The sequence below is a fragment of the Streptomyces sp. genome (assembly GCF_035644915.1).
Classification (GTDB): Bacteria; Actinomycetota; Actinomycetes; order Streptomycetales; family Streptomycetaceae; genus Streptomyces.
In genome coordinates this window covers 85,481-108,916 of sequence record NZ_DASQNP010000183.1, presented here as the reverse complement: position 1 = coordinate 108,916, position 23,436 = coordinate 85,481, and the positions used below count along the sequence as shown (strand labels likewise).

General features: G+C 74.4%; 24 protein-coding genes. 16 read left to right on the top strand and 8 right to left on the bottom strand.

Going from position 1 to position 23,436, the window contains the following annotated elements; genetic code table 11:
• Positions 1-43: 43 nt before the first annotated feature.
• The 4 genes from VE546_RS20525 to VE546_RS20510 all read left to right on the top strand — a co-directional run bounded on the left by VE546_RS20525 (position 44) and on the right by VE546_RS20510 (position 4,054).
• Positions 44-559 (top strand): isoprenylcysteine carboxyl methyltransferase family protein, encoded by a 516-nt coding sequence (locus VE546_RS20525; protein ID WP_324924460.1) that lies wholly within the window; start codon positions 44-46, stop codon positions 557-559.
• Positions 556-1,578, top strand: a complete 1,023-nt coding sequence (locus VE546_RS20520; protein ID WP_324924458.1) for an NAD(P)/FAD-dependent oxidoreductase — start codon at positions 556-558, stop codon at positions 1,576-1,578. The genes VE546_RS20525 and VE546_RS20520 overlap by 4 nt, the downstream gene beginning before the upstream one ends.
• Before the next feature lie 108 nt (positions 1,579-1,686).
• On the top strand, positions 1,687-2,931 hold the full coding sequence (locus VE546_RS20515; protein ID WP_324924456.1) for an FUSC family protein: 1,245 nt from the start codon (positions 1,687-1,689) through the stop codon (positions 2,929-2,931).
• 109 nt (positions 2,932-3,040) lie between these two features.
• Positions 3,041-4,054 (top strand): sigma-70 family RNA polymerase sigma factor, encoded by a 1,014-nt coding sequence (locus VE546_RS20510; RefSeq protein WP_324924454.1) that lies wholly within the window; start codon positions 3,041-3,043, stop codon positions 4,052-4,054.
• Here the strand turns inward: VE546_RS20510 and VE546_RS20505 are convergent.
• Positions 3,962-4,447, bottom strand: coding sequence for an STAS domain-containing protein (locus tag VE546_RS20505; RefSeq protein WP_324924452.1), 486 nt, complete (start codon positions 4,445-4,447; stop codon positions 3,962-3,964). The two genes, VE546_RS20510 and VE546_RS20505, sit on opposite strands and share 93 nt — an antisense overlap.
• Positions 4,448-4,743: 296 nt before the next feature.
• Here VE546_RS20505 and VE546_RS20500 point away from each other — a divergent pair, with 296 nt between their 5' ends.
• The 3 genes from VE546_RS20500 to VE546_RS20490 all read left to right on the top strand — a co-directional run bounded on the left by VE546_RS20500 (position 4,744) and on the right by VE546_RS20490 (position 6,519).
• Entirely contained in the window at positions 4,744-5,172 is a 429-nt protein-coding gene (locus tag VE546_RS20500) for a VOC family protein (RefSeq protein ID WP_324924450.1), read from the top strand.
• 282 nt (positions 5,173-5,454) lie between these two features.
• A complete protein-coding gene (locus VE546_RS20495; protein ID WP_324924448.1) occupies positions 5,455-6,204 on the top strand; it encodes an SDR family oxidoreductase in 750 nt (249 codons plus the stop codon).
• 90 nt (positions 6,205-6,294) lie between these two features.
• Positions 6,295-6,519: a hypothetical protein gene (locus tag VE546_RS20490; RefSeq protein ID WP_324924446.1), complete on the top strand. Its 225-nt coding sequence runs from the start codon at positions 6,295-6,297 to the stop codon at positions 6,517-6,519.
• Between the two features lie 252 nt (positions 6,520-6,771).
• Here VE546_RS20490 and VE546_RS20485 read toward each other — a convergent pair whose 3' ends face one another.
• The 3 genes from VE546_RS20485 to VE546_RS20475 all read right to left on the bottom strand — a co-directional run bounded on the left by VE546_RS20485 (position 6,772) and on the right by VE546_RS20475 (position 8,855).
• Positions 6,772-6,936, bottom strand: a complete 165-nt coding sequence (locus tag VE546_RS20485) for a hypothetical protein (protein ID WP_324924444.1) — start codon at positions 6,934-6,936, stop codon at positions 6,772-6,774.
• Between the two features lie 91 nt (positions 6,937-7,027).
• Complete coding sequence (locus VE546_RS20480; protein WP_324924443.1) at positions 7,028-7,942, bottom strand: alpha/beta hydrolase; 915 nt, start codon at positions 7,940-7,942, stop codon at positions 7,028-7,030.
• A 235-nt stretch (positions 7,943-8,177) separates the two neighbouring features.
• Positions 8,178-8,855, bottom strand: coding sequence for a DUF4230 domain-containing protein (locus tag VE546_RS20475; protein ID WP_324924442.1), 678 nt, complete (start codon positions 8,853-8,855; stop codon positions 8,178-8,180).
• A gap of 172 nt (positions 8,856-9,027) precedes the next feature.
• Here VE546_RS20475 and VE546_RS20470 point away from each other — a divergent pair, with 172 nt between their 5' ends.
• From VE546_RS20470 to VE546_RS20435, 8 genes are all read left to right on the top strand, one after another.
• The gene (locus tag VE546_RS20470) at positions 9,028-9,348 is read left to right on the top strand and encodes an SCO4225 family membrane protein (RefSeq protein ID WP_324924440.1); all 321 of its coding nucleotides are present in this window, start codon (positions 9,028-9,030) and stop codon (positions 9,346-9,348) included.
• An 883-nt stretch (positions 9,349-10,231) separates the two neighbouring features.
• On the top strand, positions 10,232-10,882 hold the full coding sequence (locus VE546_RS20465) for a DUF4360 domain-containing protein (RefSeq protein WP_324924438.1): 651 nt from the start codon (positions 10,232-10,234) through the stop codon (positions 10,880-10,882).
• A gap of 472 nt (positions 10,883-11,354) precedes the next feature.
• Complete coding sequence (locus VE546_RS20460) at positions 11,355-12,029, top strand: DUF4360 domain-containing protein (protein WP_324924436.1); 675 nt, start codon at positions 11,355-11,357, stop codon at positions 12,027-12,029.
• 385 nt (positions 12,030-12,414) lie between these two features.
• A complete protein-coding gene (locus VE546_RS20455) occupies positions 12,415-13,317 on the top strand; it encodes a LysR family transcriptional regulator (protein WP_324924434.1) in 903 nt (300 codons plus the stop codon).
• 260 nt (positions 13,318-13,577) lie between these two features.
• Positions 13,578-14,279: a hypothetical protein gene (locus VE546_RS20450; RefSeq protein WP_414720534.1), complete on the top strand. Its 702-nt coding sequence runs from the start codon at positions 13,578-13,580 to the stop codon at positions 14,277-14,279.
• Positions 14,266-14,571 (top strand): BON domain-containing protein, encoded by a 306-nt coding sequence (locus VE546_RS20445; RefSeq protein ID WP_324924432.1) that lies wholly within the window; start codon positions 14,266-14,268, stop codon positions 14,569-14,571. The genes VE546_RS20450 and VE546_RS20445 overlap by 14 nt, the downstream gene beginning before the upstream one ends.
• Entirely contained in the window at positions 14,568-15,332 is a 765-nt protein-coding gene (locus VE546_RS20440) for a metallophosphoesterase family protein (protein ID WP_324924430.1), read from the top strand. Before VE546_RS20445 ends, VE546_RS20440 begins: the two co-directional genes overlap by 4 nt.
• A 38-nt stretch (positions 15,333-15,370) precedes the next feature.
• On the top strand, positions 15,371-17,101 hold the full coding sequence (locus VE546_RS20435) for an ATP-dependent DNA helicase RecQ (protein WP_324924428.1): 1,731 nt from the start codon (positions 15,371-15,373) through the stop codon (positions 17,099-17,101).
• A gap of 22 nt (positions 17,102-17,123) precedes the next feature.
• Here the strand turns inward: VE546_RS20435 and VE546_RS20430 are convergent, their stop codons facing one another.
• A complete protein-coding gene (locus tag VE546_RS20430) occupies positions 17,124-17,906 on the bottom strand; it encodes a VOC family protein (protein WP_324924426.1) in 783 nt (260 codons plus the stop codon).
• A gap of 206 nt (positions 17,907-18,112) precedes the next feature.
• Positions 18,113-18,922 (bottom strand): SDR family oxidoreductase, encoded by an 810-nt coding sequence (locus VE546_RS20425; protein ID WP_324924424.1) that lies wholly within the window; start codon positions 18,920-18,922, stop codon positions 18,113-18,115.
• A 291-nt stretch (positions 18,923-19,213) separates the two neighbouring features.
• Between VE546_RS20425 and VE546_RS28005 the strand changes: the two genes are divergently transcribed.
• Positions 19,214-19,774, top strand: a complete 561-nt coding sequence (locus VE546_RS28005; RefSeq protein WP_414720531.1) for a chaplin — start codon at positions 19,214-19,216, stop codon at positions 19,772-19,774.
• Between the two features lie 134 nt (positions 19,775-19,908).
• Here the strand turns inward: VE546_RS28005 and VE546_RS20415 are convergent, their stop codons facing one another.
• Positions 19,909-20,841: a substrate-binding domain-containing protein gene (locus VE546_RS20415; RefSeq protein WP_324924422.1), complete on the bottom strand. Its 933-nt coding sequence runs from the start codon at positions 20,839-20,841 to the stop codon at positions 19,909-19,911.
• Positions 20,842-23,334, bottom strand: a complete 2,493-nt coding sequence (locus tag VE546_RS20410; RefSeq protein WP_324924420.1) for a glycoside hydrolase family 2 protein — start codon at positions 23,332-23,334, stop codon at positions 20,842-20,844.
• Between the last annotated feature and the right edge of the window lie 102 nt (positions 23,335-23,436).

Below are 23,436 nucleotides of genomic sequence, written 5' to 3'. Positions count from 1 at the left end.
GCACGGGGGAACCGGGGGCGGGTCACGGAGGACGGGAGCGGAGATGGTCTGGTACGCGGCACTGGTGCTCGCCGTCGCGGCCGAGCGGGCCGCCGAGCTGGCGGTGGCACGGCGCAACACCCGCTGGAGCGCGGCCCGCGGCGGGGTGGAGCACGGCCGGGGCCACTATCCGGCGATGGTGGCGCTGCACGCGGGGCTGCTCGTCGCCGCCCCGCTGGAGGTGTGGGCCGCCGGGCGCCCCTTCGTGCCCGCGCTGGGCGGGCCGATGCTCGCCGTCGTCGTGGCCGCGCAGGGGCTGCGCTGGTGGTGCGTCGGCTCGCTGGGGCCGCGCTGGAACACCCGGGTGATCGTGGTCCCCGGGCTCCCCCCGGTGGCCCGGGGCCCCTACCGGTGGCTGCGGCACCCCAACTACGCGGCGGTGGCGGCCGAGGGCGCCGCCCTGCCCCTGGTGCACGGCGCCTGGGTGACCGCCGCGGTCTTCACCGTGCTGAACGCGGCCCTGCTGGCCGTCCGCGTCCGGTGCGAGAACGCCGCCCTGGCCTCGGCGGCCCCGGCGTGATCGACCTGCTGGTCGCCGGCGGCGGCCCGGCCGGGCTGGCGGCGGCGGTCCACGGGGCGCTGGCGGGCATGGAGACGGTGGTGGTCGAGCCGCGCGAGGCGCCGGTGGACAAGGCGTGCGGCGAGGGCGTCATGCCCAGCGGGGTGCGGGCCCTGCGGGAACTCGGCGTGGACCTCGGTCCCGCCGGGGGACGCGAACTGCGCGGCATCCGCTACCTGGACGGCGCCCGCAGCGTGCAGGCGGCGTTCCGCGGCGGGACCGGGCTGGGGGTGCGCCGTACCGCGCTGCACCGCGCGCTGTGGCTGCGGGCCGCCGCGCTGGGGGTGCGGATCGTCCCCGGCCGGGTCGGGGACGTGCGACAGGAGGACGGCGCGGTGTCGGCCGCGGGGTGGCGGGCCCGCTGGATGATCGCCGCCGACGGCCTCCACTCCCCCGTCCGCCGGGCGCTGGGGCTCCAGGCCCGGCGGTGCGGGACGCGGCGGTACGGGCTGCGCCGCCACTACCGCGTCGCGCCGTGGACGGACTTCGTCGAGGTGCACTGGTCGGCGCGCGGCGAGGCGTATGTGACGCCGGTCGGCGAGGAGTTGGTGGGGGTCGCGGTGCTCAGCCCGGTGCGCTGCGGCTTCGACGCCCACCTGGAGCGGTTCCCCGGCCTGGCCGCGCGGCTGGCCGGGCCGCCGGCCGGTGCGGTGCGGGGCGCCGGGCCGCTGCGGCAGCGGGTGCGCCGGCGGGTGGCGGGCCGGGTGCTGCTGGTCGGCGACGCGGCCGGCTACGTCGACGCGCTCACCGGGGAGGGCGTCGCGCTGGCCCTGGCGTCGGCGGAGGCGGCGGTGCGCTGCCTGGCCGCGGGGCGGCCCGCCGCGTACGAGGCCGCCTGGCGCCGTCTGTCGCGGCGTCACCGGCTGCTGACGACGGCCCTGGTGCAGGCCGCGGGCCGGGAGGGCACGGCCCGCCTGGTGGTGCCCGCGGCCTCCCGGCTGCCCGGGACGTTCGGCGCGGTCGTACGGGCCCTGCAGTGACTCCCCGCCGCGCCGCCCGGGCGCGCATGTGACGAATGCCACGGAAGGAGGTGTGGGTGGCGTAAGGACGGCCGGTGTCGATCTTCTCCAGCCGGGAAGGGCCACAGTGTGCCTGAAGTTCCCGAACCCGTGATCGAGCTGGTCAAGCGGCGCAGGGAGCCCGTGGTCGTGCAGACCCTCCGCTCGACGGCCGCCGCCACGCTCGCCTACGTCGCCGCCCTGTGGCTGACCGACGCCCGCGCCCCGCTGCTGGCCCCGCTGACCGCGCTGCTGGTCGTCCAGGTCACCCTCTACGCCACGCTCACCAGCGGCATCGCCCGGGTCAACTCGGTGGTGGCGGGGGTCACGGTCGCGGTCGGCTTCAGCGCTCTGGTGGGACTGACCTGGTGGAGCCTGGGCCTGCTCATCCTGGTCTCCCTCGTCGTCGGTCATCTGGTGCGGGCGGGCGACTTCATCCCCGAGGTCGCGATCAGCGCGATGCTGGTGCTGGGGGTGTCCCACGCGACGGACCTGGCGCTGAGCCGGGTGCTGGAGACCGTGATCGGCGCGGCGGTCGGCCTGCTGTTCAACCTCCTGTTCGTACCCCCGGTGTGGGTGCAGCCCGCCGAGGAGGCGCTGCTGGGCCTGGCCGACCGGATGCGGCGGCTGCTGCTGCACATGAGCGAGCCGATGGACGCCCCCAGGCCGGTGGGCCGGGCCGCCGCCCGGCTCCACGAGGCACGCCGGCTGGACAACGACATCGCGCAGGTCGACGCCGCGCTCGTGCAGGCCGAGGAGAGCCTGCGCTTCAACCCCCGGGTCAAGGAGGCCCTGCTGTCCCGCGTGGTGCTGCGGACCGGCCTGGACACCCTGGAGATCTGCACCGTCGTGACGAGGGTGATGGCGCGGACCCTGACCGACCTGGCCAGGGAGCGCAGGGGCGAACCGCTGCTCCCGTCGGACGTCGCCGAGGCGCTGGAGGAGCTGTTCGGGCACCTGGCCGACGCGGTGCAGAACTTCGCCGTCCTGGTCACCAGCCCCAGCAGCGGCAGTTCCGAGAAGGCGGAGGACCGGCTGGCCGAGGCACTGGAGGCCGGCCACGCCGGCCGCGAGAAGGCCGCGCACCTGATGCTCGCCCGCGTCAGGAAGCACCCGGACCAGTGGCACCTGCTGGGGGCGCTGCTGACCGAGGCCGACCGGCTGCTGGACGAGCTGGACGTGGAGAAGCGCTCGACGCGCCTGGCGGAGGAACTCGACCGCTACACCCGCGAGGAGCGCGACCGGCATCCGGTGCTGTACGAGCTCAAGCGCCGGTTCCGGCTGCCCCGCTCCCGGCGCCGCCGTCGCCCCGACTCCCGGCGGACGGAGGTCTGACCGCGCCCCGGGCCGCTTCCGGGGGCGATTGTCAGTGGCCGGTGGTTAGCTGGTGAGTGGTCGGCCGGGGCACCGGCCGGGTGCGAGCCAAGGGCTACAGGGGGCCTCGATGAGTCACGTCGCGACGACGGAGAGCGCGAAGAGCGCGGCGACGCGCGAGCCGGTGGAGCCGGAGTCCCGGCTGGAGCGGCACCGGTCGGAGCTGACGGGCTACTGCTACCGGATGCTGGGCTCGGCCTTCGAGGCGGAGGACGCCGTACAGGAGACGATGGTGCGGGCCTGGCGCGCCCTGGACCGGTTCGAGGGCCGGTCCTCGCTGCGGTCGTGGCTGTACCGCATCGCCACCAACGTGTGCCTGGACATGCTCGGGGGCAGTCAGCGGCGCGCCCGGCCCATGGACCTGTCGTCCCCGTCGGGCGCGGAGCTGCCGCCCGGCCCGGCGCTGCCGGAGGCCACCTGGGTGGAGCCGATGCCCGACAGCCGGGTGCTGCCCGCCGGGGGCGATCCGGCCGAGACGGCCGTGGCGCGGGAGTCGGTGCGGCTGGCGTTCGTCGCGGCGCTGCAGCACCTTCCGCCCCGGCAGCGCGTGGTGCTGATCCTGCGCGAGGTGCTGAGCTGGCGGGCGAGCGAGGTCGCCGAGCTGCTGGACACCTCGGTCGCGTCGGTCAACAGCGCGCTCCAGCGGGCACGGGCGACGCTCGCCGCCGCCGACGTCACCGCCGACGGCAGCACGGACGCGATGGACGAGGAGCAGCGCGAGCTGCTGGCCCGTTACGTCCGCGCCTTCGAGGCGTACGACCTCGACGCCCTCACCTCGGTGCTGCACGAGGACGCGACGCTGTCGATGCCCCCCTTCGAGCTGTGGCTGCGCGGCCGCGCCGACGTCCTGGCGTGGCTCACCGGGCACGGCTCGGGCTGCCGGGGGTCACGCCTGGTCCCGGTCATGGTGAACGGCTGCCAGGGGTTCGGGCAGTACCGGCCCGCTCCGGACGGGGGCTTCACCCCCTGGGCGCTCCAGGTCATCGAGGTCTCAGGGGGGCGGATCACCGGGCTCAACTCGTTCCTGGACACCGCCAGGTTCTTCCCGCTGTTCGGCCTGCCCCCGCGGCTCGACCCCCGCTGACCGGTCCGGGGCCGGGTCCCGCCGCGGTCCCGTTCCCGGTTCCGCGGCGAACGCCTCCTCGTACAGCCCCGTCCACGTCAGCAGGCGCCGCAGTTCGCCGTCGGCGCGGCCCAGCCGGAGCCGGCGGCCGAGGCGCCGGGCGGTGAGCTGGAGCCGGGCCAGCGCCTCGACCGTGACCAGGTCGGCGGCGGAGAACTCGCCCATCTCCACGGTGACCGGAGCGGCGACCGGACCGGCGCGGCCGGCGGACAGCAGACGGCGCAGGCGCTCGCACAGCCGGGGGATGTCGGCGCGGGTGATCGGAGCGTCGGCGGCGAGCACGAGCGTGATCGTCTCCGGGCCCGGCACGGGACCGTCGGTGCGGGGTGTCTGCGGTTCCTCGTGAGCGGCCAAGGCCGGCCTCCTGTCCTGGGCGTCATCAGGAAGGACCGGCCGGCCGGGCGAAACTCATCGCCGCCCGCACGGACACCGGTACCGACGGTGACGCGGGGGCGGGTACGGGCGGCACCGCGGAAATCGATGCGAATCGGCGGCGGTGGAGCGATGAGTTCTCCGCCGCCGGACCGTCCACCCCTGCGAAGGCCGCTTCCGCGGGTCACGTCCCCGGACGGGCGGTCCCCGGACTCCCGGGGGCGCCGCGGAGGCCGGATGGTCCGGACGGACCACCACTCAGCAGAGAAGGGGCTCACATGTCCAAGAAGATCTTCGTCAACCTCCCGGTGAAGGACCTGAAGCGCTCGATGGACTTCTTCACCGCGCTCGGTCTCTCCTTCGACCCCGAGTTCACCGACGACAAGGGCGCGTGCATGGTCATCAGCGACGACGGCTACGTCATGCTGCTGACCGAGCCGTTCTTCAAGACCTTCACCCCCAAGAAGGTCGCCGACGCCTCCGCCGGCACCGAGGCCATCGTGACCCTGGGCCTGGACAGCAGGGAAGAGGTCGACGAGCTGGCCGACAAGGCCCTGGCCGTCGGCGGGTCGCCCGCGAACGAGCCCGACGACCAGGGCTTCATGTACGGGCGCAGCTTCCAGGACCCCGACGGCCACCTGTGGGAGGTCTTCCACATGGACCTCGCCGCCATGCGGGAGCAGGCCGCCGCACAGGGACAGAGGTGACCGCGGGACGACCGCGGCACCGGCTGCCGTCCTCCGCCCGCCCGTGTCCCCCGCCCGGCCGGCCGCCGTGGGCCGGCCGGGCGGCCGTCCCTCCGCGGCCGGGTGGACGTCCGTTTCCCCGCCCGCGGCGGGGGCAGCCCGGCTACGCGACGACCCCGCCCCGAGGCCTCCGCCCGGCGTGCCCCGCGCGCCGCGGGCGGCCACAGGCGTGCCGCTGGGCGCGGGCGGACGCGGCCCGGCCGGCACCGGCCGGGCCAGAGGGCCGAGCCGAGGAGGGACGCCGTGGGCGATTCGGTACATCCGGACCTGGAGGGCAGACGCGCGCTGGTGACGGGCGGTGTCCGCGGTCTGGGCGCCTCCATCACCCGCCGCCTGGCGCGCGCCGGGGCCGCCGTGCGGGTGGCGGACGTACGGCGCGAGGCGGGCGAGAAGTTCTGCGCCCGGCTGAGTGAGGAAGAGGGCGCCGACGTCCGCTTCCTCGAGCTGGACGTACGGGACCCCGACGCGGTCGCGGCGGTCTTCCGCGGGCTGGACGAGGCGTCGTGGCCGCTGGACGTGCTGGTCAACAACGCCGCCGTGGACGTCTCCAAGCCGATCGAGCACCTGTCCGCCGAGGAGGTCACCCGGGTGGTCTCCACCAATCTGCTGGGCCCGATGTACCTGTGCCTGGAGGTCTACCGGCGCATGGTGGCCCGCGGCGGCGGCCACATCGTCAACGTCCTGTCGACGGCGTCGAACCGCACCTGGACCGAGGCGGGCCCCTACTCGGCGGCCAAGTCCGGGCTGCGCGCCTTCACCCACACGCTGTTCAAGGAGGCGCAGCGCGACTGCCTCGGCATCGGGATCACCGGGGTGATCGCGGGCGGCATGGAGACCCCGTTCGTGCTGGAGCGGTTCCCCGACGCCGACACCTCCAAGCTGCAGAGCCCGGACGTGGTGGCGGACGCGGTCATGTGCGCGCTGTCGGTGCCGCGGGGCAGTGTGATGCCGGAACTGGTCGTGGTGCCGCGCACCGAGCCCTCCTGGCCGTGAGGGCGGCGGGAGCCGTGGTCCGCCTGGCGGGGACGCCGCGGCGCACCGCCCCCGCGGCGGTGGCGGCGGTCGTGGCGCCGCCCGGCGGCTGTGGCGCGTCCCCCGGAGCGGATCGACGTCGCCGCGGCAGCGGCGGCCGCCTTCGCCGAGGCGGTACGGGCGGTGGCGGCACCGCGGTGTGCGCCCTCCTTCCCCGGGGCGTCCTCGGGGCAGGCGGTGCCCGCTCCCGCCGGGGTCACCCCCGCACGGTCCGGGCGGCGGCACAGTTCGTCGTACACCGGTCCGCTGACCGGCCCGGTGGCCTCGGACCGGTAGCTGTCGGCGGTGACGGCCGGCTCGCCACCCGGACGGGCGGAACGCTCCTGGCCGCGACGTCGTCGGTGGGCGTGCGTCCCTCGCTCCCGGCCGTCCGGAGCCTCGCCTCGGCACGGGCCGGCCGCGTGGTGGCGGCCGCGACCGCCGCCTCCGGTTCCGCCCACCGCAGCCGGAACGTCCCGCGCGGTTCTCCGGTGCTCACCTCCTCGCCGGGGACCGACCTCACCTGCCGGAGGGTGAGGCCGAGCCCCTTCAGGGCGATGACGCGGTCGAGCCGGACGGACCGGCCGCCTCGTGGAAGCGGTGGCCGCTGACCGGGTCGGCCCGGACGGGGCGCAGCGGCCCGATCGCGCCGTGGTGCCGCAGCATGCGGGTCGGCACGCGGCCGTGTCCGGCGGAGTCTCCGATGGTGGACACGGCGCCTCCCCACGCGGGGCCCGGCACGGTGTCGGGTTCAAGGCCGCTGCCCGCGGGCGGTGCGGGGGCGATCGGGCGGACGGGGCGGGCGTCAGCCGCCGTGCCCGGAGACGGTGGCGCGGTCGGCGCGGTGGCCGTCGGCGCGGGCCGCGTTGCGGACCACGGCGTCGAGCAGCACCGGCCAGAGCGGTTCGGGGAGGTCGTGGCCCATGCCGGGGATCACCATCAGTTCGGCGCCGGGTATCGCGGCGGCCGTCGCCTCGCCGCCGCTGCTGTCGACGAGGGGGTCGTCGGCGCCGTGGACGACCAGCGCCGGGACCGTGACGGCGCGCAGGCGCGGGGTGCGGTCGGGCGAGGCGAGGATCGCGGCGTACTGGCGCCGGAAGCCCTCCGGCCGGTGGGCGCGGTCGTAGGCGGCCGCGGCGCGTTCGCGGAGTTCCCCGGCGGGGGTGGGATGGGCGGGGGAGCCGATGACGGCGGCCGCGCGCACGGCCCGCTCCGCCGCCTCCTCCCGGTTGCGGGCCTGCGGCGCCGCCAGTACGGCCAGTGCCCCGGGAGTGGCTCTGCCGACCGAGCGGTCACCGGTGGTGGACATGATCGAGCACAGCGAGAGCACCCGGTCCGGGTGGTCGATCACGAGCTGCTGGGCGATCATGCCGCCCATCGAGGCGCCGACGACGTGCGCGGCTCCGACTCCCAGGGCGTCGAGCAGCCCCGCGGCGTCCCGGGCCAGGTCCGCGATCCGGTAGGGGGCCGTGGAGGTGTCGCCCGCCGAGATGGCCCGGATGTCCGGCGGCGGACCGCCGTCGAAGGAGGCGGACAGGCCGCAGTCGCGGTTGTCGTAGCGGATGACGTGGAAGCCCCGGTCGGCGAGGGCCCGGCAGAACTCCGGCCGCCAGGAGGTCAGTTGCGCGCCGAGCCCCGCGATCAGCAGCAGGGCCGGGCGGGCCGGGTCGCCGAAGGTGTCGTACTCCAGCTCGATCCCGTCGGCCAGGGCGCGCGGCATCGGGGCCTCCCTCGAAGACGGCCCGGGCGGTTTCCGGGCGGGTGGTCGCCGGCCGCCGCGGCACCGTGCGCCGCCGGACCGTACGGAGCCGCCCGGCGGGCGGCCGTGGCCTACCGGCCGGTCGGTACGATAGCGGGGCGGCCGGCTCCGGGGAACGGGGAAGGACGCCCCTCCTTCCGGTGCCGTACGGCGGAGGGACGGCCCACGACGGCCTGCGGACGCGGGCGCCCTCGACTCAGTCCCGCCCCTCCGGCTCCGCGAACTCCACGGAGATCCGCTCGAAGCCCAGCGAGCGCAGCAGGTTCTCCAGCATGTCCACGGTGTTCCGCTCGGCGCGCGCCGCCAGGCCGCTCTCCTTCGCCGCCTCGCCGATGCGCCGCACGGCCAGTCGGTGCACCTCGCGCTCGTCGCCCGGATTGTCGGAGAAGACGTCGCCGAGCCGGTCGAGCAGTCCGCGCTCCTTGGTCACGGCGTAGGAGCGCTCGACGTCCAGGGCGGGCTTCTCCAGCCGGGCGCGCGGCAGCCGCACCGTCGCGCTCCTGCGGTCGTCCGTGACCGTGACGGCGTCCTCGTCGAGGCCGCCGAGGTCCACGTACGCGCCGACGCTGCCCGTGCCGACGAACAGCGTCCGGCTGCCGCGCACCGCGTCCGGCAGGAACTTGGCGTCCTTCTCCAAATCGACGACGACCTGGAAGGTGCCGGAGGCCCCTTCGTAACGGCTCATGTCCTTGAGGGACTTCAGCAGCGCGGGGCCGGTGCGGTCCTCGGTGCGGGTGGCGAAGGGGTTCTTCAGCTCCGGGAGCAGGCGGAGCTGTCCGGCCAGCAGGGCTCCGGCCGCCAGGAGCACCAGGAGCAGCGGGAGGACGAGCCACCGCGACGAGAGGGAGGGTAGGGGCCTGGCGGGTCCGGCCATCGGACGTGCACCTCCAAAGCGCTCCGGAGAACCTCCCTCTCCCTGTGCCCCGGAAACCGCCACCCCATGGCCGGGAGAGGGCGCGCGCCCGGCGGGGGCGCGCCGGGTGCGGCTCCGGCGCACGGGGCATCCGGAGGGGGACACGCCCCAACGGCCGGAAGGACGGACGGAGATGACTCGTACGGGCCGGGTGCGCGCCTGGACGCGGCACGCCTACGGAAACCCGGTGGCCCTCGGCTACCTCGGCCTCGTGGCCGCGGCCGGACTCTTCGCCGCGGGCGACGCCCTCCTCGCCGGGCATCCCGACGCCTCGCTGTCGGCGGTGTGGGTGCTGGCGCTGACCATGCCGGCGTCGCTGCCGTTCCTCGCCGCCGGGAGCCCCTGGCTCCTCGCACCGGGTCTGGCGGTGGCCGCGCTGGTCCAGGCGGCCGTGCTCGGGGCGGTGTACCGCCGGCTCACCCGCCGGGGCCGACGGCCCGTCAACGGCTCCTGAAAAAAGGACGTTCGCGCCCCCGATCCGGGGGAACCCCTTTCCCCGAAGGAAGCCTTTCCCCTTCACGATGGGAGCACGGACTCGAAAGGCATTCCGGTGGCAAATGCCTCGGCGATCGGCCGGACCGGTAGCGGAGGACGGGGACAGCATCCTTCCGTTCCGGCGCCCACGGGCAGCGGTTTCTTCGGCGCCGGCGCCCCCACCGGTGGCCGGAATTCACGCTCGCAAGCCTCCGCGGCGGATACGGCGGCAGAAGACCGGCACCATTGTCCGGTACGCGGGTAACTGAGTATCGGACACCGCCGCCGGCCCTCCGGTGCCCCGCCTCGGTCCGGAAGCCCGAAGCGGCGCACCGGAAGCCGGAATCGCCCCGGAGAATGCCCCATGCGCGAACGATTCCCACGGACTCCGGATCGCATGTCGGATTGAGTGGCACGGTCACAGAGGTTTTCTTTCGGCCGTGTTCACCGGGCGTTGTCCGGCCCCTTGCCCGGCCGCTTGCCGCTCCTTACTGTGGGAGCGCTCCCACCTCTACCCCTACGGGTCGGCAGGAGGCCGGGTCAGGGACGACCGCCTGGTTGCGCGATGCCGTCTCGCCCTCCCGCCCCGCAGGCGCACGCCCCGATCACTCGCACCCCGTCCGCGCGGGCACGTGGACCGCTCCGGCCGCAACCCGGCCGGACGTGTGCCCGGCGGACGCAAGGCGCCGGCGGACGCACCCCGCCGAGCGGCTGCCTTCGAGTGCCGGGCCGCGCCGCCGCGCCCGACCCCGCAGAGGAGTTCTGGAAGCCCGGATGGCACCACCCGCACATCTCACGCCCGTGGACCGACGGAACCGGAACCGCTCCCTTACGTCGCGTCCATGACGACCGATTGGAGAATCATGTCCGGAGTCTTTCTCGCCGGCGGAGCGGCCGCGGCGTTATTCGCCTCGGCCCTGGCCGGCCCCACCCTCGATCTGGAGCCGGCTCCCACGGCTCCTTCCGAGAGAATCCAGGTCGGCATCAACACGGTCAACGGCTCGGGTTGCCCGGCGGGGACGGCGGCCGTGGCCGTCTCCCCCGACAACACGGCCTTCACCGTGACCTACAGCGACTACCTCGCCCAGGTGGGCGTGGGCGCCGCGCCGACCGACGCCCGGAAGAACTGCCAGCTCAACCTGGCCGTGCGCGTTCCGCACGGCTTCACCTACGCGATCGCCAGCGTGGACTACCGCGGGTACGCCTACCTGGAGAACGGCGCCACCGGCCTGCAGAAGGCGCAGTACTACTTCCAGGGCTCGGCCCAGACGGCCTCGGCGACGCACAGGTTCTCCGGCCCGTACGACAGCAACTGGCACACCACCGACAAGACCGAGGTCGGCGAGCTGGTCTGGGCGCCCTGCGGCGTGGAGCGGAACTTCAACATCAACACCGAGCTGCGGGTCGACAGCGGCGATTCCGGCAAGGACACCACCAGCTTCATGACCATGGACTCCACCGACGGCGCCGTCAGCACCGTCTACCACATCGCCTGGAAGAAGTGCGAGAGCTGATTCGCACGGTCCACGCGTGACCGCGTCCGGCCCGTTCGCGGGCAGGAGGCGGAATTCCCCCGGGGACGGTCGGTTCCCGTTCCGGGCACGCCGTCTTCCGGACGTGCCGGGCCGATGACCGGTGCCGAGCACCACCGCTCTCGGCCGCCTGCCCCCGAACACCCGGGAAAAGGACCGTCCCAGGCACGGAAAGCCGGAGAACGGGCCGTCGCATCCGCTTCCCGGCGACCGTCGTCGCCGGGACGGTGAAGACCCGCCCCGTTAATCCCCCGTGGGATTCCGGACCGCTTCTCGGCCCCGATGAACACGGGGGAATCCGTTCCCCCGGCTCTTCTCTCCACACCGCACTGCGCGTGTTCAGCGATCGGCATGTGCCGACGACGCGGTGCGACGCGAACCGGCGAGTTCCACTCAGCAAACGCGTCGGGATTCTCTGTCCCCTCGCGCCCCACAGACGCTCGATTGGAGAACCATGTCCGGAGCACTTGCCGTGGGTGGTGCGATTGCGGCGTTATTCGCCTCGTCGTTCTCCCCCAACGTCATCGCCACGCCGCCCTACTTCGAGGACGCGCCGACCGACAAAATGGTGATCGAGGTCGTCACGGTCAACGGCTCGGGCTGCCCGCTCGGCACGGCGGCCGTGGCCGTCTCCCCCGACAACACGGCCTTCACCGTGACCTACAGCAACTACCTCGCCCAGGTGGGCGTGGGGGCGAAGCCGACCGACTTCCGCAAGAACTGCCAGCTCAACCTGGCCGTGCGCGTCCCGCAGGGCTTCACCTACGCGGTCGCCAGCGTGGACTACCGCGGCTACGCCTACCTGGAGAACGGCGCCACCGCCACACAGAAGGCCCACTACTACTTCCAGGGCCAGGAGGAGACGAACGAGGGCATCCACAACTTCAAGGGCCCGTTCGACGACAACTGGCAGACGAACGACGTGACGCCCATCGGCGCCCTGGTCTGGGCGCCCTGCGGTGAACTGCGGAACTTCAACATCAACACCGAGCTGCGGGTCAACGCCGGGACCTCGAACACCAAGGAGACCACCAGCTTCATCGCCATGGACTCCGCCGACGGTTCCGTCAACACCACCTACCAGCTCGCCTGGAAGAAGTGCCCGACCGACGACGAGGGCGACGAGTGACGCTCCCGCTCCCGGCGGCCCCCGGATAGCGGCCCGGGGAGCGGGAGATGGAGCGGGCCGGCCCGTCCCCGGTCCGCGGGGGTCCGGACGACCGCACGCGGCGATCCGGACCCCTGTCCCGTCCACGGCACGCACCTGGAGCGAACCGCGGGCGCACAGGGTCCACGCCGTCGGACCGGTGGACGTCCGGCGGCCGGAGACCACCCGGACCGGGCGCGCGTCCGGCCCTCCGCGGTGCGGGCACCGACTCGCCGTCCCGACTCCCCGTTCCTCTCCTTCCGCCGCCTTCCGCCGCCTTCCGGCCGCCGTCACGGACCGGCCCGGGGGCCGGAGGCCGTCCATGTCCACGCCATCCCTCTCCACCGGACCGTGAAGTGTTGCCCACATGATCGATCTGCGCCGCCTCCGCGTCCTGAGGGCGGTGGCCCACTACGGCACGGTCACCGCCGCCGCCCGGGCCCTGCGCTTCACGCCGTCGGCCGCGTCCCAGCAGATCCGCCGGCTCGGACGTGAGCTGGGCGTCACCCTGCTGGAACCGCACGGCCGCAGGGTCCGGCTCATGCCCGCCGCCCGGAGCCTGCTGGCACACGCCGACGCGATCGAGGCGCGCTGGGAGCAGGCGGAGGCCGAACTGCGCGCGCAGCGCGACGAGCCGGCCGGGCCGCTGCGGGTGTGCGGCCTCCCGGTCGCCGTGTCGGCCCTGCTCGCCCCGCTGGCGGCGGCCCTGCACGCCCGCCATCCCCGGCTGGCCGTGCGGATCCGGGAGACGGAGCCGCTGGAGAGCTTCGACCTGCTCTTCGACGGGGAGGCCGACCTCGCGGTCGTCGAGGCCACCCCGGACACGCCTCCCCCGGGTGACACCCGGTTCGACCAACAGCCGCTGCTGGACGACCCCTTCGACCTCGTCGTCCCCGACACCCACCCGTTCGCCCGGCGCCGGCAGCTCGACCTCGCCGAGGCGGCCGGCGAGGACTGGGTCGTCCCGCCCCCGGACAGCACCTGCCACGCGCACACCCTCGCCGCCTGCGGCGCCGCCGGGTTCACCCCGGCCGTCGCCCACCACGCGCTGGCCTGGGACGCGATCGCCGCCGTCGTCGCGCACCGGCTCGGGGTCGCGCTCGTGCCGCGCCTGGTGCGGCTTCCGCCGCACCTGCCCGTCACCCGCGTCCCCTGCGCGGGCAGCCCGAGCCGCAGGCTGCTCACCTGCACCCGCGGCGGCGGGCGGGAGCGTCCCGCCGTCGCCGCGGCGCTGGAGGAGCTGCGGCGCATCGCCCCGACTGTTCCCTGAGCCCCCGGAGCGCCCGCCGCTCCGCACGCCCGTGCCGTCACCATCCGCCGGTATCGATCCGGCCGCGGCGGGTACCGGTGCTCTCGTGGAAGGCTCCCGGACCTCCGGACGGACACCGGAGGAGCCGGGACCGGTACCCGCAGAACCGGGGCCGCACAGCGGCGGCACACGACGACGCGACGACCGCGACGACACGGTGACGCGGCGCGTGGCGGCACGGCGGCGGGAAACGACGAGACGACGTGGAGAGCGGAGTGACTGTGACGGAGCATCCGGGCGAGGCCGCACCGGTGGAGGAGAACACCCCGGCCGGTCTGCTCCCGGCAGCCGGTACCGGCCGCGGGCAAGGACGCCGGGGCCTCGACGAGGGCAGCGAGGACCTGCCCCCCAACCTGACCCAGGCCATCCTGGAGGCCACCAAACAGGTCGGCTCCCTGCTGAAGGCCGCGGGGCACCCCTTCGCCCTGGCGGGCAGCGTCGCCGTCTACGCGCACGGCGGCCCCGACAACCTGCAGCACGACGCCGACTTCTGCATCCTGCCCGAGGACGCCGAGGCGGTGGCCACGACGCTGCGCAAGGCCGGGCTGCACGTCTACACGCCGCCGGAGGACTGGCTGCTCAAGGCGCGGTGCCTGGGGCAGGACATCGACCTGATCTTCGAGCTGGCGCGGCAGCCCGTGACCCGCGAACTGCTGGACCGGGCCGAGCAGCTTCCCGTGGAGTCGGTCCACATGCCCGTCCTGGCCGTGACCGACCTGCTGGCCGGCCTGCTGAACGCCTTCACCGAACACCACTGCGACTTCGGCGCCGTCCTGCCGATCGCCCGGGCCCTGCGGGAGAAGGTCGACTGGTCCAGGGTGCGGCGCGAGTGCGGAGGAGCGCCGATGCCCGACGCCTTCCTCTACCTGCTGGAACGCCTGCAGGTCATCGAACCGGAGGAGGATTCCCATGACGGACCGTGATGCCCACCGGACGGGCCGCGCGGAGGGCACCGGCGCCACCGGGTCCGCCGTGAACACCGAGTACCGCATCGCCCACCTCCAGGAGCGGCTCGTCCGCGAGGAGATCGCCGAGCTGGGCATGCGCATCGAGTCCCGCGGCGACGCGGTGCTGGTCACCGGCACCGTCCCCACGGCCGAGTGCCGCGAGACCGTCGAGCGCATCGTGGAGGAGGAACTGGCCGGCATACCGGTACGGACCGACGTCGTCGTGGCCGACGCCACGGCCCCCGACCGCCCGGAGGAACTGGCATGATCCGCATTGCAGCCGTCGGCGACATCCACATGGGACCGGACAGCAAGGGGGTGCTCCGTCCCGCCTTCGAGTCCCTGCCCGAGTGCGCCGACCTCCTGCTGCTCGCCGGAGACCTGACCCGCCACGGCACTCCGGAGGAGGCGCAGGTCGTCGCCGAGGAACTCACCGGACTGCCGGTGCCGGTGGTCGCCGTGCTGGGCAACCACGACCACCACGACGAGCGCCCGGAGGAGGTCACCGCCCTGCTGCGCGACGCGGGCGTGACCGTCCTGGAGGGCGAGGGAACGGTCGTCGACGTGGACGGCACCGCCGTCGGCGTCGCGGGGACCAAGGGGTTCGGCGGGGGGTTCGTCGGACGCAGCGGCAGCGAGTTCGGCGAGCCGGTGATGAAGGAGTTCATGCGCTACACCCGCCGCTGCGCGGACGGCCTGCGGACCTCCCTGGAGGACCTCCGGGAGCGGGGGTGCGCCGTCCGCATCGCCCTGACGCACTTCTCCCCCGTGCCCGACACGCTCGCCGGCGAGCCGCCGGAGATCTACCCCTTCCTGGGCAGCTACCTGCTGGCCGAGGCGGTGGACGAGGCCGGCGCGGACCTGGCCGTCCACGGACACGCCCACGCCGGCAGCGAGCGCGGCCTCACCAGCGGCGGGGTGCGGGTGCGCAACGTGGCGCAGCCCGTCATCCGCCGCGCCTTCGCGGTGTACCACCTGGAGGCCGGGGCGGACCGCGACGCCGGCGTCCTGGCCGAAGCCGCCCGCTGAGGGCCCCGGCCCCCCGAGCCGTGAGAGGAGGACCGGCCATGGCCGACGCCTCCGGACCGGCCGACGCCGGCACCGGGACCGCCCTCGCCCGGCTCGGACGCATCGCCGCCGACGTCTTCGGCTGGCACGAACTGCGTCCGGGCCAGGCGGAGGCCATGGAGCAGGTGCTGCGCGGCAGGGACACGCTGGTGGTGATGCCCACCGGCGCGGGGAAGTCCGCCGTCTACCAGGTGCCCGCGGTGCTGCTGCCCGGCCCCGCCGTGGTGGTCTCGCCCCTCATCGCGCTCCAGCGGGACCAGGTGGAGGGACTGTCGGGGAGCGACGCCCCCGAGGCCGTCGCGGTCAATTCCGGTCAGGCCGCCGGCGAGACCGCCGAGGCGTGGCGCGCCGTCCACGAGGGGGACGCGGAGTACCTCCTGCTCTCCCCCGAGCAACTCGCCAAGGACGAGGTGGTGGAGCGGCTGGCACGGACCGGCCCCTCGCTGTTCGTCGTCGACGAGGCCCAGTGCGTCTCCTCCTGGGGCCACGACTTCCGCCCCGACTACCTGCGGCTGGGGCACGCGGTGGAGCGGCTGGGCCACCCCACCGTCCTCGCCCTGACCGCCACGGCGTCCCCTCCCGTGCGGGAGGAGATCGTCGAGCGCCTGGGCATGGACCGTCCCGCCCGGATCGTCGCCGGCTTCGACCGGCCCGGTCTCCGGCTGGAGGTGCGCCGCTTCCAGGACGACGAGGAGAAACGCCGGGCCGTGGTGGAGCGGGCCGCCGCGGAGCCCGGGCCCGGCATCGTCTACACGGCCACCCGCAGGGAGGCCGAGGAGTACGCGGCGCGGCTGGCGGAGCCGGGTCTGTCGGCCGTCGCCTACCACGCGGGCATGCGCCCGGCCGAGCGCTCCCGGGTGCACGACGCGTTCCTGGACGGCGAACTGGACGTGGTGGTCGCCACCTCGGCCTTCGGCATGGGCATCGACAAGCCCGACGTGCGGTTCGTGCTGCACGCCTCCGTGCCCGGCTCCCCCGACGCCTACTACCAGGAGATCGGCCGGGCCGGCCGCGACGGCGCCCCGGCGCTGGCCGTGCTGCACTACCGGCCCGAGGACCTGGGGCTGCGGAAGTTCTTCTCCGGAGGGCGTCCCGACGCCGGGACGCTGGCCGACGTCGCCGCACGGGTCCGGCGCCACGGCGCCCCGCTGTCGACCGCCCGGCTGCGCGAGCTGACCGGTCTGTCGGCCAACCGCCTCACCGCCGCCGTCAACCTCCTGGAGGAGGCGGGCGCGTTGACCACCACCCCCGGCGGCGACCTGCTGCCCGCCGGCGACCTCGGCCCGCGGGAGGCCGCCGAGCACGCGGCCGGGACGGCCGAGGCGCGGCGCAGGCTGGAGCGGTCCCGGCTGGAGATGATGCGCGGCTACGCCGAGACCACCGGCTGCCGGCGCCGCTTCCTGCTGGCCTACTTCGGCGAGGAGTACGAGCCGCCGTGCGGCAACTGCGACATCTGCCTGGCACAGCGGCGGCAGGAGGAGGAGCGGGAGGAGTTCGGGCGCCTCGCGCGGCAGCGCGGCGACCGCGCCGAGGAGGAGCCGCGGCCGGACGCGGGCCGGTTCCGCACCGGGGCGCGGGTGCTCCACCGGGAGTGGGGCGAGGGGCTGGTGATGAGCGAGGAGGAGGACCGGATCACCGTCCTGTTCGACACGGTCGGCTACCGCACCCTGTCGCTGGAGGCCGTGGTCGGACAGGGCCTGCTCACCCTCTCCGACCGCCCCGGCGACTGAACCGCGCCGGCCGTCCCGCCGCTCAGGGCGCGGCGCTCTCGATGGAGAACAGGGCGCCCTGCGGGTCGCGGATGACCGCCAGCCGCCCCGACGGGGACTCGGCGGGGGCGGAGACCACCTCGGCGCCCAGGGACGCCGCCTTCGCCGCCGACGCCTCGACGTCCTCGACGCGGAAGTGGACGTGCCAGTGCGGCCGGATCCGCGGGTCGGGCGCGTCCTCCACCGCGCCGCCGCTCAGCCCCGCCACGGTCTCCCCGTCGATGCGCAGGATCACCCGCTCGTGTTCGTAGCGGATGTCGTAGTGCTCGGGGTCGGCCCGGTCCCAGCCGAAGACCTCGCCGTAGAACAGGGCGGCGGCGAAGGCGTCGCGGGTGCGCAGCTCCAGCCAGGCCGGGGCGTTCATCCGGCCGCCCACCTTCCACGTCGGGTCGATGCCGCCCTCCCAGATACCGAAGACCGCCCCCGCCGGGTCGGCCGCCCACGCCACGCGGCCCGAGGCGAACCTGACCGGCCCCACCGCGACGGTGGCGCCGCGCTCCCGCACCCGCCCGGCGACGACGTCGACGCTCTCGCAGGCGAAGTACGGGGTCCAGGCGACGAGGGTCCGCAGGCTGTCCCGCGCCTCGCCCAGCCCGGCGACCGGGGTCCCGCCCGAGAGCGCGACCTCGTAGTGGCCGAGCTTCTGCGAACCCGGCCGGTACCGCCAGCCCAGCAGCTCACCGTAGAAGCTCTGCGCGGCCTCCAGGTGGGGAACCAGCAGGCTGACCCAGCAGGGAGCGCCATGCAGCGCACGCGCGGTCTCCATCACGGCCGATCACCACACTGTGTCTCGTTCGAGCCGTCGGCTCGTGGAGGGCTGGTCGGGGTCCGCGCAAGGACGCGGCGGTCGGCGGCGGCCCCTTCCCGGGACACCGATGCTGCCCGCTCGCGCCCCCGCAGGGAAACCGGTGTCCACCAACCGGAGCAACACCCGCCCCGGGCACGGCGGTACGGCTCCGCCGCCGCCACCGGTCAGGGGCGGCGCCAGGAGTCGTCCTCCAGGTGGGAGCCGGCCTGCGGCCCCATCCGCAGCATTCCCCCGTCGACCGCCCACGACGCGCCGGTGACGTAGGAGGCGTCCGGTCCGGCGAGGAAGGCGATCACGGCGGCCACCTCGCGGGCGTCACCCGGCCGTCCCGCCGGAATGCCGGGCCGCCGCTCGGTGCGGACGTCGACGTCCTCCTGGCCGGTCATCGGCGTGGCGATCTCGCCCGGCGCGACGGCGTTGACGGTGATCCCGTCCCCGGCCAGTTCCAGGGCCATGACCTGGGTGAGCAGCCCCAGCCCGCCCTTGGCCGCGCAGTAGGGCGCGGCACCCACCCGCGGCTGGTGCTCGTGGACGCTGGTGACGTTGACGATCCTGCCGCCGTCCCCCTGCCGGATCATGCGGCGGGCGGCGCGCTGCCCGCACAGGAAGGGCCCGAGGAGGTCGACGTCGAGGACCTGGCGGACGGTGTCGAAGCCGAGGTCGACGAAGGGGGTGGCGGTGCCGGTCCCGGCGTTGTTGACCAGGACGTCGATCCTGCCCAGTTCGTCGGCGAGGCGGTCGACGGCGTCCGCGGCACCGGGCAGGTCGGTGAGGTCCATCCGCGTGACCGCCGCCCGGCGGCCGTGCTCGCGCACCTCGTCGGCCGTGGCCCGGGCGCCCTTCTCGTCCTCGTGCCAGGTGATGCCGATGTCCATGCCCTGCTCGGCCAGGCGTACGGCGGTGGCGCGGCCGATTCCCGAGTCCGCTCCCGTGATCACGGCGACGCGGGTGGCGGTTTCGCTGTGCGCGTTCATCAGACCTCCTGGTCCGGGCTCGGTCGGGGCGTCCGGTCGGCGGACGCGGAGACGCGAAAGGAGCCGGAACGGGAAACCGTCCGTGCCCCGGCCCCCCGGTACCCGGGGCCTTCCCCGTGAAACTGCGGTGTTCCGGGGGAGGTTCGCAGGGGTTCCCGGGCGCGGACGGCACCGGCCGGGTCACCGTTCGGCCTAATCACGGTGACCTCCGAACGGATCAGGCGTTGGTCACGGCACCACCGCCACGAGTTGGGCGGATGGGTGAATGTTCATTAAAAGGAGTGACTTTCCATGTCCCGTATTGCCAAGGCTGCCGCCGTTACGGCCGCCGCCGGTGCCGCCCTGGTCGGTTCCGCCGGGGCCGCTGCCGCCCACACCGGGGCGCAGGGCATCGCCGCCGGCTCCCCCGGCGTCGTCTCCGGCAACGTCATCCAGATTCCGGTGCACGTCCCGATCAACGCCTGCGGCAACACCGTCAGCCTCGTCGGTGCGCTGAACCCGGCGTACGGCAACACCTGCATCAACCAGTCCGACCACCACGGCAAGAAGCAGGACGGCGGCCAGAAGCAGGACCAGAAGCAGGACAAGCACGACGGCGGTCACAAGAACGACCACCGCAACGGCGGTCACGACGACCGTCACAAGGATGAGCACCGCAACGGCGGTCACGACGACCACCGGAAGAACGACCACCGCGACGACCGTCACAACGACCGTCACGACGACCACCGGAAGAACGACCACCGCAACGACCGTCACGACGACCACCGCAACGGCGGCCACGACGACCGTCACAACGGCGGCTACAACGGCGGCGGCCACAACGGCGGTTACCACGGCGGCGGCTACTGACGTCACCGGCCCGGTTCCGGTCCGGCCCTCCCGGGTCGGACCGAAGACCCCCGGGGGGAGCTCTCGTACGGGCTCTCCCCGGGGGTCTCGGCGTTGGTGCGGTGCCGTTCCGCGGGTGTCCGCGGGTGCCGCCGCTACGCGGTGAACGGGACGCCGCAGCGCGCGGTGCTGCCCCGGGGCACGCACCGGGCGGCGGGGGACCACCGCTCGGCGACCGGCACCCCGTCGATCAGCTCCAGCACCGACTCGGCGACCAGCACCCCGTACTGGTGCACGTCCACGCTCATGGTGGTCAGCGGCGGGGACGCCAGCCGGCACATGGTCGAGTCGTCCCAGGCGATCAGGCTGAGCCGGTCCGGCACGGCGACGCCCATCTCCTTCGCCGCGCCCAGACCGGCGACCGCCATCACGTCGTTGTCGTAGAGGATCGCGGTGGGCGGCTCGGGCCGGCGCAGCAGCGCCGTCGTCAGCTTCGCGCCCGCCTCCTCGGAGTAGTCGCCCTCCACGACCACCGGTTCGATGCCGGCCTCGCGGCACCCCTCGACCAGCGCCGCGGTACGGGCCCGGGTGTGCAGCAGGTTGGCGGGGCCGCTGACCCGGGCGATGCGCCGGTGGCCGAGGTCGAGCAGGTGGGCGAGCGCCTCGCGCACCGGCCCGGCGTCGTCGGTGCGGACCGCGGGCATGGCCGGGCCGCCGCCGGCGTCACTGGTGGCGTCGGCAGCGGCGCCACCGGTGGCGTCGCTGCCCGCGCCGACGAGGACGGCGGGCAGCCCCAGCTCGCGGAGGACGGGGAGCCGCCTGTCGTCGACGGTGCGGTTGACCACCACGACCGTGTCGACCAGCCTCCGCTCCGCCCACCGCCGGTAGGCGGCGATCTCCGCCTCCTGGGTGGCCACGACGTGCAGCAGGACGGACAGGTCGCGTTCGGCGAGGCGTTCCTCGATGCCGGCGATGAACTCCATGAAGAACGGTTCGATCCCCAGCAGCCGCGCGGGGCGCGCGAGCACCAGCCCGACGGCTCCCGAGAAGCCGGCGCCGGCCGGCCGGCCGTGTTCCGAGGCGTTCACTCAGTACCGCACCACCGGAGCGCTCAGGGCGTTGGCGGAGCGCAGCACCAGCGGCCCCGTCAGCGCGGCGGGATCGAGGTCGGCCGCGGTCCGCACGGTGAAGGACCGCGACTCCCCGGCCAGCATCGTCACCAGCATCTCGTCCACGACCGCGTCCGGCGCGACCCGGTCGGCCAGGACGGCGACGTCGCGGGCGAACGACGAGGCCCGGACGTCCACCCGGTAGCCACCGGGCACCGCGACGGCCTCCGCCGTGAGCGGGGCGGGGTCGTAGTCCAGCTCGCGGTCCTCGCGGAAGAGGTGGACGGCGCGTGCGTCCGGCGCGGTGGCCACCAGCACCTCCTCCTGGGGGTTCTCCGGGGTGGTCAGGGACTCGGCCAGTTCGCTGTGGGTGACCGAACGGGCCGGTACGTCGAGGGAAAGCTTAACGCTCCGCAGTGTCCGGCCCGCGAACGTCTGCCGCTCCAGGAGCAGCTCGCCCCGCCAGGGCTCGTCGTGGTCGTTGACCGCGACCAGGGCGGGGCGGCCGTCGCGGGGCTGCACCGTCAGCAGCCGGGGCGCGTAGGCGTGGCGCAGCCCGTACCACAGCGGTTTGGGACGCCCGTCGCCGTCCACCGCGGACCAGGAGGTGACCGGCCAGCAGTCGTTGAGCTGCCAGACGACCGCGCCGGCGGTCCGCGGCCACCAGGAGCGGAAGTGCTCGATGCCGAAGACGACGGCGCGGGCCTGGTTGAGCTGGGTCGCCCAGTGCCAGTCCTCGAACGTCCTCGGGACGGGCAGGTGGGGGGCCATGCCGCGGTCCAGCTTGTCGTTGCCCTCCTCGGCCTTCTGGTGCAGCAGGAAGGCGGGCGAGGTGGGGGTCAGCGGCTCGTCGTGGATCCAGGTGGTGAGCGTGGCCCAGGTCGGGGGGCCCTGGAAGCCGAACTCGGAGCAGAACCGCGGGATGTGGTCGCGGTAGTGGGTGTAGTCGATCCGGTTCCACACCTCCCACTCGTGCCGGGTGCCGTGGTCCTCGTCGTTGGGGTGCACCTCGTCGAGCGGGAAGCCCGGGCTGTAGGGGCTGTTGGCGGAGTAGAAGCGGGTCGGGTCGAGTTCGGCCACGATGCGGGGCAGCAGCTCGGTGTAGTAGCCCAGGCCCCAGGTGCGTCCCCGGAGCTTCTCGGACCAGCCCCAGTCGCAAAAGCCCCACATGTTCTCGTTGGCGCCGTTCCACATGGCGAGGGAGGGGTGGGAGGCGAGGCGGGCGACGTTCTCGCGGGCCTCGGCCTCGATCTCGCTCCACAGCGGCTCCTCCTCGGGGTAGGAGGCGCAGGCGAAGGGGAAGTCCTGCCAGACCAGCACGCCGCGCTCGTCGCAGACGTCGTAGAAGTCGTCGGTCTCGTAGATGCCGCCGCCCCACACCCGCAGCAGGTTCAGGTGGGCGCCGACCGCCTGGTCGATGCGGCGCCGGAGGCGCTCGCGGGTGATGCGGGTGAGGAAGTGGTCGTCCGGGATCCAGTTGGCGCCCTTGACGAAGACCGGCTTGCCGTTGACCACGACGGTGAAGGGGGTGCCGATCTCGTCGGGGGTGGTGTCCACGGTGACGGTGCGGAAGCCGATGCGGCGTCCGGCGGCGTCCAGGTCCCCGTCGGCGCCGGCCGCGCGCAGGGTGACGGTCAGGTCGTACAGGGGCTGGTCGCCGTGGCCGGCGGGCCACCACAGGCGGGCGCCGGGAACGGTGACGGTGACCGTGGCGGTGGTCCCGCCGGCGGGGACGGTGACGCGCTCGGAGCGGTCGGCCACGGTGACGGTCAGCTCCAGCTCCGTGTCCCCGCCGTCCCCGTCCGGCCCGGAGCGCTCGATGTCGACGTGCACCTCGGCGCGGCCGGTGCCGTCGGCGTCCACCGTCACCAGCGGGCGCACCCGCGCCAGGCGGGCGGTGTGCCAGCGTTCCAGGCGCACCGGTTTCCAGATGCCCGCCGTCTGCAGGTCCGGGCCCCAGTCCCAGCCGAAGCTGCAGGCCATCTTGCGCACCATGTTGAAGGGGTGCGGGTAGACGTGCTCGCGGCGGCCGAGCCGCCGTTCGACCTCCTCGGCGTACTCCAGGGCGGAGCGGAAGGAGACGGTGAGGTGGTGGAGGCCGCCGTCGCGCAGGGCGTCGCGGACGTCGAACCGGTAGCCGCGGTGCATGTTGGCCGTGCTGCCGAGCACCCGTCCGTCCAGTTCGACCGTCGCCACGGTGTCCAGGCCCTCGAAGACGAGGTCCACCCGCTCCCCCGGGCCGGCGGCGCCGGCCTCGAAGGCGAGCGCGTACCGCCAGTCGGTGCGGTGCGCCCAGACCAGTTCCTCCTCGACGCGGTCCAGGTAGGGATCGGGGATCAGGCCGGCCGCCAGCAGGTCCAGGTGGACGCTGCCCGGCACGGCGGCCGGCACGGTCCGCCCCGCGATGTGCTCCGGCACCGGTCCCGCGGTCGCCGACAACTGCCAGCCGTCGTGCAGGGTTCGGCGGATCATCGGCGCTCACTCCTCGGTCGGCTCCACTGCGCGGAGCGGCGGATCTGGAAGGCGGTCTGGAGACGGGGAGGGCGGTCGGCCACCGGTGGATTTCTCCCTCGT